Origin of the sequence: Mesorhizobium sp. SARCC-RB16n, assembly GCF_008520305.1 — a bacterium.
GTDB lineage: Bacteria > Pseudomonadota > Alphaproteobacteria > Rhizobiales > Rhizobiaceae > Mesorhizobium.
The window spans coordinates 328657-337034 of record NZ_ML703253.1 but is presented as its reverse complement, the minus strand read 5'-3'; the positions used below and the strand labels follow the sequence as shown (position 1 = coordinate 337034).

Annotated in this window: 9 protein-coding genes; 6 read left to right on the top strand and 3 right to left on the bottom strand. The window is 61.6% G+C overall.

What is annotated here, in order from left to right; genetic code table 11:
* Window positions 1-326: 326 nt before the first annotated feature.
* The 4 genes from C7I87_RS01680 (at window position 327) to C7I87_RS01660 (ending at window position 4592) form a co-directional block, all read left to right on the top strand.
* Window positions 327-911 (top strand): outer membrane protein, encoded by a 585-nt coding sequence (locus C7I87_RS01680; protein WP_246696126.1) that lies wholly within the window; start codon window positions 327-329, stop codon window positions 909-911.
* Between the two features lie 232 nt (window positions 912-1143).
* Complete coding sequence (locus tag C7I87_RS01675) at window positions 1144-1968, top strand: hypothetical protein (protein ID WP_149902556.1); 825 nt, start codon at window positions 1144-1146, stop codon at window positions 1966-1968.
* Between the two features lie 897 nt (window positions 1969-2865).
* A complete protein-coding gene (locus C7I87_RS01665) occupies window positions 2866-3483 on the top strand; it encodes a C39 family peptidase (RefSeq protein WP_149902554.1) in 618 nt (205 codons plus the stop codon).
* 23 nt (window positions 3484-3506) lie between these two features.
* On the top strand, window positions 3507-4592 hold the full coding sequence (locus tag C7I87_RS01660) for a D-alanine--D-alanine ligase family protein (protein WP_149902553.1): 1086 nt from the start codon (window positions 3507-3509) through the stop codon (window positions 4590-4592).
* A gap of 65 nt (window positions 4593-4657) precedes the next feature.
* On the opposite strand, the gene C7I87_RS01655 is transcribed toward C7I87_RS01660, so the two are convergent.
* Complete coding sequence (locus C7I87_RS01655) at window positions 4658-5665, bottom strand: aldo/keto reductase (protein ID WP_149902552.1); 1008 nt, start codon at window positions 5663-5665, stop codon at window positions 4658-4660.
* A 289-nt stretch (window positions 5666-5954) separates the two neighbouring features.
* Window positions 5955-6260, bottom strand: a complete 306-nt coding sequence (locus tag C7I87_RS01650; protein ID WP_149902551.1) for a hypothetical protein — start codon at window positions 6258-6260, stop codon at window positions 5955-5957.
* Window positions 6261-6523: 263 nt separating this feature from the next.
* On the opposite strand from C7I87_RS01650, the gene C7I87_RS01645 reads away from it, so the two are divergent.
* Both C7I87_RS01645 and C7I87_RS01640 read left to right on the top strand, forming a co-directional pair.
* On the top strand, window positions 6524-6766 hold the full coding sequence (locus tag C7I87_RS01645; protein ID WP_149902550.1) for a hypothetical protein: 243 nt from the start codon (window positions 6524-6526) through the stop codon (window positions 6764-6766).
* A 68-nt stretch (window positions 6767-6834) separates the two neighbouring features.
* Window positions 6835-7929 carry a sensor histidine kinase gene (locus C7I87_RS01640; protein ID WP_188393676.1) on the top strand — a complete coding sequence of 365 codons (1095 nt, stop codon included), beginning with the start codon at window positions 6835-6837 and terminating at the stop codon, window positions 7927-7929.
* Window positions 7930-7986: 57 nt separating this feature from the next.
* Here C7I87_RS01640 and C7I87_RS01635 read toward each other — a convergent pair whose 3' ends face one another.
* Window positions 7987-8232 carry a DUF982 domain-containing protein gene (locus C7I87_RS01635; protein ID WP_149902549.1) on the bottom strand — a complete coding sequence of 82 codons (246 nt, stop codon included), beginning with the start codon at window positions 8230-8232 and terminating at the stop codon, window positions 7987-7989.
* Window positions 8233-8378: the final 146 nt, after the last annotated feature.

Sequence of the window (8378 nt, the reverse complement as noted above, 5' to 3'; positions counted from 1 at the left end):
GAACCGAGGACACTTCCGGGCGACATGCATTAACTCCTTGTTTTAACGCAATTCCGGACGGAAGCGCGACACTCAAGACAAGAACTCGAAGCGCGTCGGATAAGTCGTCTTCGAACCGATCGACTGATGCCGAACAGTCACACTGATCGCCCGAGTGCCGCAGCGCTCTCCACGACAATTCCAATGCAGCTCAGCCCAAGACGCCGCCCGCGAACAATGCAAAACCTCGACTATACCCGGGACGCCGCGGAGCATTTCCACGGCCGGGGGAAGCAACATCATTGGGGTAGCAAACAGTGAAAACGATTCTTCTCGCCACCATCTTCGTGCTCGCGCCGGTCGGCATGGCGTCCGCGGCGGACATCAATGAAACCTTGCCGGTTGTTGCCGGCTATGACTGGTCCGGCCTCTATGCCGGCGCCGACGTCGGTTATGTGGCCGGAAAGTCCAATCTTTTCATCGCCGGCGGCGGCATCGGTGGAGCCACCGACCTTAACAGCTCCCTCGATCCGGATGGATTTATCGGCGGCATCCATATCGGTTTCAATCAGCAAATGGCGAACCGGTTCGTGCTCGGCGCCGAGGCCGACATTGCGTACAACAATGTCGATGGACTGACGAACTTCGGCGGAAGCGCGTTGATCAAGAGCGAAATCAAGTGGTCGGGTTCGGCGCGGCTGCGGGCAGGCTATGCTTTCGATCGGACGTTGCCTTTCATCACGGCAGGCGTGGCCGCGGCCAAATATGAAGCGACCATAATCACCGCCACCCCCAGCGGTGACATATTGGTCCACGACGAGACCCATACTGGCTGGACGATTGGAGCGGGCATCGAGCACGCCTTACCGACAGGTGGATCGCGCGGGCCGAATATCGCTACTCCAGTTTCGGCAGCAAAGAGCTCTCGCTAGCAGAGGGGCTTGGCACAGCGACGAGCGTCGATCTGCAGACGCACGATGTCCGAGTCGGGCTCAGCTACAAGTTCTGATCGGCCGGTTCGACAAAACCCGTGCGCTCCATTGTGCGCGGGCGGTGCGATCGAGTTGACGACGCATGATCTGCGGATCGGCGTCGCCTACAAATTCTGACCTCCATGGCCGGACGCTGGTCCGGAAAACGCCTATTCGCATTCGAGGGTTCCAAATGCATCGCTTTTCAATCTTCGCCGCGTTTTCGCTGTTCGCCGCGACATCCGCTCACGCGGCGGATGCCCTGCAGCCGCTTGCTTCCGAGACGGTGGCGGCGCCGCATGTTTCCGGCTACGGCGAACTCTATCTCGGCGGGCTTCGCTTCGTCGGCGACGACTACACGACCCGGGCCGGTGGCGGTGCCGTCCACGTCAACATTCCGTTCGGCCAGGGCTGGAACTTGCAGGGAGACCTGGCCTACGACCGCATATGGGGCCACTACGACCCCCTGGACGACACGCGCGGTGCGGTCCACGGTTACTATCGCGATCCCAACAGTTTTGCCGCCGGCGTTTTCGCAGCTTACACGTCAGTCGGCGAAAGCGGCGTGACGGTAAACAACTATGCTGTTGGCCCGGAAGCACAACTCTATTTCGGCAAGCTGACCCTCTATGGCCAGGCGAGTGTCGGCCAACTCACCATCAACGACTTTCATGGCAACCAATGGGGTGTGCGCGCCGTGGCGCGTTATTTCGTCCGGAAGAACCTTCGCCTCGATGCAGAGCTCGACTTCAACCGAACCGACTATGACGGCGCCAACGAGGACGTGGTCGGTGCCGCCATCCAGGCAATGTACCGGTTCGACGAAACGCCGTGGGCGGTGTTCGGACGCTATGAATTCGAACGGAGAAAGTTCGAAACGTGGACCGAGGACACCAGGGCCAACAAGGTCGTCATCGGCCTGCGCGCCAGCTTCGGCAGCGATACGCTGTTCGACGAGGACCGCAACGGGGCGACCATGGACACCTACTGGCCGGCTTCGGTGATCAACACGAAATAAGTCGGCGGGTAGTGTCTCAGTTTGAAATTTGAGCGTGCGCTGTCGCGATCTGGCCCGAACTCCTATATGCATAGTGGGAAGCATGGGAGGTTTGATGCCATATGCCGTCAAGACATGCCCAGACGACGTTGATCGGCTAAAGACCCTTCTCCACAGCTTAGGCGAAGAGGGTAGCCGCATCATCAACGTGATCTGGCAGCCAACACGGGATGTCCCAACACATATCGGTCCAATAACGCAGCCGTCTGGCTACGTCATCGTTGTGGAGTACCCCGGCTAATGTCGATCGGACTCAAAGGCCAAAAGCGTGCCGCCGATGTGGCCGGTAATGCCGCCGAGTAAGCTTAGCAGGGGGTACAATGCGGCATCAGTTGACTGGCAACGCCGGTCTGTACCACGTAGCGCGGGAACTATCGCGGCGTGGTTGGCATGTCATGCCCACCGTTCGCAACGCGCGGGGCGCAGACCTCTATGCCGCAAATGATGATGAGAGCCGCGTCCTGCCGGTTCAGTCAAAAGCTCTCTCGAAGAGAGCCCCCGTGCCACTGGGTGGTTCGCTGGATACCCTTCGCTCAGATTGGTGGGTTGTAACGATCAATGCGAACACCGCCGCACCAACCTGCTATGTCCTCACAAAAGACGAAGTGAAAGCCGCAGCGCATCGGGGAATGAGTGAAACTGGCACGGTATCGTATTGGCTACCGCCAAAGTCCTATGCACTTCCTCAGTATGAAGAAGCCTGGCACAGGCTAGGCAGTCCGGCTGCTGCCGAAAACCTGCAAATTCAAACCGAGACACTATCAGCTGGCGGCACGACTGGGTAAATCTCGACAGGCCGAGCGGCTTTTCACCCATCTTGAATTCTCGTGTACAAGATGGACTGCCCGAGGAGTCCGCATGAGTCCATTGCCTGAAGCCGTGCCGTTTTTCAGTCAGTGGGAGACGCCTGACATGACGTTGGCGGTGCTCGCCGATGGTGCCGAAGCCGCGTTGCGGCGGGATCCGCTGTGGCAGGGATCAGGTGCTGCCACGCTCGACGAATACGCGGTCTGGGCCGCCAATGTCTGCGGCATGGCGTGTCTCAAGATGATCCTGGCGACGCGTGGCCAGATCGTGCCGACGATCGAGCTGGCAAGACGGTGCACCGGATATGGCGGCTATGTCGTCAATGAAGGCTCGATCAAGGGCCTGATCTACGCGCCCTTCGTTCCTTTCGTGAAGCAGGAATTCGGCCTCGAGGCCGAGGTGATGACCGATGTCGCGACAGTGGACATTCCGGCGATCCTCGCCCGGTCGCGCTTCTTCATCGCTTCGGTCAGCAGTTCGATCCGCTGGCCGGAGCGCGAGCCGCCGTCGAAGGGCGGCCATCTGGTGCTGGTCACGGCGGCGTCTGACGACGTTTTTCGCTTCCACAACCCATCCGGCCATACCAGCGCCACACGGGAGAACGCAGTGTTGGCGCCAGCCGATTTCGATCGTTTCTTCGCCAATCGCGGCATTGCCGTCGCCATTTGATTTTCGACAGTTGAGGGATTTCGATGACCGGAAAGATCAGGGTTGCCATCCTCTACGGCGGGCGCTCGGCCGAGCACGAGGTGTCGCGGTTGTCGGCCGCCAATGTGCTGAAGGCGATCGACCGGACGCGCTACGAGGTGGTGCCGATCGCGATTTCCAGGGACGGCAGATGGCTGCTTCAGCCCACGTCCGAGGCCATCGGCGAAGGAGCAGGGGCGCCAGTCTCGGAGGATGGCGTGGAGGTCGCACTGCTGCCCGGCGGCAAGGGACGGCTGATCTCAGCGTCGCACAAGGGAATGCCGGCTGACTTGCCGCCGGTCGATGTAGTCTTTCCCGTGCTGCACGGCCCGTTCGGCGAGGACGGCTCGGTGCAGGGTTATGCGGAGGTCGCCGATGTCGCCTATGTCGGCTGCGGCATCCTCGCTTCGGCCACCGCCATGGACAAGGATGTCGCCAAGCGGCTGCTGCGCGAGGCCGGCCTTGCCGTCGCCCGCTCGGTCACCGTCCACCGCAACGATGTCGGTTCTTTCCAGGAGATCGCCGGGGCGCTTGGGCTGCCCTTCTTCGCCAAGCCGGCGCGCCAGGGCTCGTCCTTCGGAGTGAGCAAGGTGAATGACAGGGATGGCTTCGAAGGGGCCGTCGAAACGGCTTTCCGCTATGACGGCAAGGTGCTAATCGAGGAGTTCGTTGAAGGCCGCGAGATCGAGTGCTCCGTGTTGCAACGGGCCGACGGCTCGCTCACGGTGTCGCTGCCCGGCGAGATCATTCCCGCCGGCAAGCATGGCTTCTACACCTACGAGGCCAAATATCTCGATGCCGATGGCGCGGTGGTCAAAGTGCCCGCCGATGTCCCCGCCGCGGTCGCCGGCAGAGCGAGGGAGATGGCAGGGCAAGCCTTCAAGGCGCTTGGCTGCGAAGCGATGGCGCGCGTCGACTTCTTCCTGCGCGCCGACGGCTCCCTGCTGGTCAACGAGGTCAACACGCTGCCCGGTTTCACCGACATCTCGATGTACGCCAAGGCGCTGGCGGCGATCGGCATCGGCTACGCAGAGGTGATAGACGCGCTGATCGAGCACGCGCTGGCGAGGCATGCGAGGCGCACAGTCTGAAGTCTTCGCCGATCGAGATGCAAGCCAGGATGATCCCAGTGTTCGGATGTTTGCGCTCCGAGCGCCTACCGATCGACCATCGCCATGCCGCGCTCGGTGTAGCGCGGGCCGGAGATTTTTCCCGGCGCCAGGGCATCGTCGAGTGCGGCCATTTCGGCAGCGTCGAGTTTCAATGATGCGGCGGCGACGTTTTCCTCCAAATACCTGATCCGCTTGGTGCCGGGGATGGGCACGATGTCGACGCCAAAGCCAAAGCTGTTGCCCTTCTCCAGCAGCCAGGCCAGCGCGACCTGGCCGGGCTTGACGCCGCGGGCTATGGCGATGTCGCGCACCTTGGCCGCCGCCTCGACATTGGCGTCGTAGTTTTCGCCCTGGTAGCGCGGGTCGTTGCGGCGGTAATCGCCCTCGGCGTAGTCCTCCGCGCGCTTGACCTCGCCGGTGAGAAAACCGCGGCCGAGTGGCGAGAACGGCACCAGGCCAATGCCGAGTTGCCCGAGCAGCGGGATGATCTCCGGCTCCAGATTGCGCTCCCAGAGCGAATATTCGCTCTGCAACGCCGACACCGGATGGACGGCATGTGCCCGACGGATGTTGGCGGCACCTGCCTCCGAGAGGCCGAAGAACCGCACCTTGCCTTGTGCGACCAACTCGCCGACAGCGCCCGCGACGTCCTCCAGCGGCACCGCTGGGTCGACGCGGTGCTGGTAGAGAAGGTCGATATGATCGGTGGCGAGACGGCCGAGGGAGGCTTCCACGACCTCGCGGATATGTCTGGGCCGGCTATCGACTCCCACTTGTTTACCGTTTTCGATGCGGAAGCCGAACTTGGTGGCGATGGTCACCTTGTCGCGCTTGCCCTTCAACGCCCGGCCGAGCAGGGCTTCGTTGGTGTACGGGCCATAGACCTCGGCGGTGTCGAGGAACGTGCAGCCGAGTTCGATCGCGCGGTGCAGCGTGGCGACGGATTCGGCCTCGTCAGCCGGACCGTAGGACTGGCTCATGCCCATGCAGCCGAGACCAATGGCCGAGACTTGCAGCCCCTGGCTGCCGAGCTTGCGTGTGTCGAGGGTCATGGGTGGGGAGCTCCGGGAGGGAAGGAGGTGACCAGGATTATATAAGGCGCTCGCTCGATTCCCACAGGGTGTTCGGCGCTGTCTCGACGGATAGCATTGAGCATGGCGCTGTACGCGCCGGCTTGGCCATCAGCTCATCGGCGGCGTCGCGGTCACGCCGGGGAACTGCTCAGCCCAAGTCTGACTGTAAGCGCACTGTGCTCACATATTTGAAGCGACGTCGCGGGAGGAGGGCGGCTTTGGCTTGTGTGCCGGCGGCAAGCAGAACCCGCTGCCGGCCCGGCATTGGCTACTGCATCGAGTCTGATCGATGAAGATGGAAGGGCCTCAACGCACTCTCGCCGTTCTCGACCAATCCGTTTCCAGGCGGAGCCAATCCGTTACTCAAAGCGTCGAATTCGATTGCAGCGCCAAGCAGTTGGGCGGCCTGCAGGACCAGATGTTCAATGTCTTCGAGGGCGACATTCTCGGCCAGGTTCCTGACCCTGATCCTCTCCGCCACCACCGACACGTTGATGATGCCCACTGTCTTGAATGCTGTGCGGACGGTCGCATAGACGTCTTCACGCAGCCTTGTGGAATAGTCGTATCGCATCGAAACCTCCCAAACGAGTTGGTTTCCTCAAGTGGGCAGGATGCGTCCGATACCGTCGCATCGCAAGTTAAAACTGAAAAATATGTAAATTAAATCAGCCAGTTAGAAAAGTTACACGAATGCTCAGCCGGTGTATGATGATCATCATCGGCACAGTGCTGCCTTCACCCCTTCGCCGCGCTTGACGCAAGATGGGGGACCCCCTAACTGTAAGTAGAATGAGACGGTTACTAACTTGCCGGATCTTGCGCGGGGAGGCGCACATGGCTGAGCTGGAACGCCCGGAACGACTGCAGATCATGTTGACCCAGGATGAGTTGGCCGCGCTGGAAAACTGGCGTTTCGACAAGCGCATGCCAAGCCGTTCGGCGGCAGTCCGCGAACTGCTGCGGCGTGGCCTTGCCTCCGACGGCTTCCTGATGGCGGAGCTAGGCGCCAAGTCGCAGGAGTTCGGCGTGCTCATGCCCAATGGCGATGGCAAGACGCCGCCGGAACAGGCGGAGTGAAACGGGATAAAGCATTCTCGCGCTGGCGATTGCCTTGACTCGTTTGCGCCTTATCTGGTTGGGAGAACATGCAATTGCGGGTGGCGATGAACGACATCGAGGGCAGCGACAGACAGGGGGTGACCGCTGACGTCCGGCTCGCCGCAATTGTCGATTCCTCCTTCGACGCCATCATCAGCAAGGACCTGAACAGCATCATTCAAAGCTGGAACCATGCGGCGGAACGCATGTTCGGCTACACAGCCGAGGAGGCGATCGGCCAATCCATCCTCATGCTCATTCCCGATCACCTCAAGAGCGAGGAGACGGAGATCATCGGCAAGATTCGCAGCGGCGACCGCGTGGCGAGCTATGAGACGACGCGCAGGCGCAAGGATGGCGTGCTGATTTCCGTCTCGCTGACGATTTCGCCGATCAAGAACAGCAATGGCGAGATCATCGGCGCCTCGAAGATCGCCCGCGATATCTCTGCCGCCAAAGAGAGCGAGCGCCGCATCAGGCTACTGATGCGGGAGGTCAACCATCGCGTCAAGAACCAGTTCGCGGTCATCCTGTCGATGGTCAGGGAGACCAGCAAGCGCTCGAACGATCCAGGCGAATTCGAGGACATGATTCGCGCCCGCATCATGGCGCTATCGCGCTCGCATGATCTGCTCGTCACTTCGGAATGGGCGGGGGCGAGCCTGTTCGACCTGATCCAGGAACATCTCAAACCCTTTGGCCGCGAGGAGCAGATCCTGCTCTCCGGCCCGGTCCTGACGCTGCAGTCGAATGCGGTGCAGAACCTCGGCATGGCCTTCCACGAACTGGGCACGAACTCGTCCAAATACGGCGCGCTGGGCAGCGAAGGCGGCCAGGTGGAGATCACCTGGACAATCGACTCCGGGGCGCAGAATCCAGGCTCTGTGGGGGAGCGTGAATTCCAGTTGACCTGGGAGGAGACGTCGACGCCGCATCCCGGCGACAGGCGTGACGAGACGACGCGCAAGGGGTTCGGTACCGTCGTGCTGCAGCGTGTGGCGCCGCAGTCGCTGGGCGGCTCCGCCATTCTGGAGCGGTCGCCCGGCCACTTCAAATGGCGGCTGAGCGCGCCCTTGGCATCGATCATAGTGCCGCACGCCGGCAGCGAGGCCGACGACGTTTCGACGGGTTTCGGCATCTAGGACGAGTCTGCCCGTCTGGAACGCCGCCAAAATTCGCAGCCCAAAATCAGGTTCGACCTACTCGACCAGGATATGCGCCTCGCGCGCGGCCTCGACAAAAGCCTCCCTGGCGATGTTGGGGGGCACGTCGCCGGTCGCTGCCCGACGGCAAGCGCGCAGCGCGGACTGATGTTTCAGGCTGCCGGCATCGCGCCAATGGGTGGTCAGCAACTCGATGGCTTGTTGTGTGTTGGACAGGTTGCGGGTGGCGCCGCTAACGCCGACCGAAACCACGACGGGCTTGGAGAACCATGCGGTTTGCATTGGACCCTCGACTATGTTGCAGGCATGGAACGCGTTTGGCCGCGCGAGGTTTCATCACCACGGATCACCGTAGCGTGAGGCGCCTGGGGCATCCTGGCGAACAATGTCTACAGCATGTCGCGGCGAATAGGATTCGCCCGACCTGC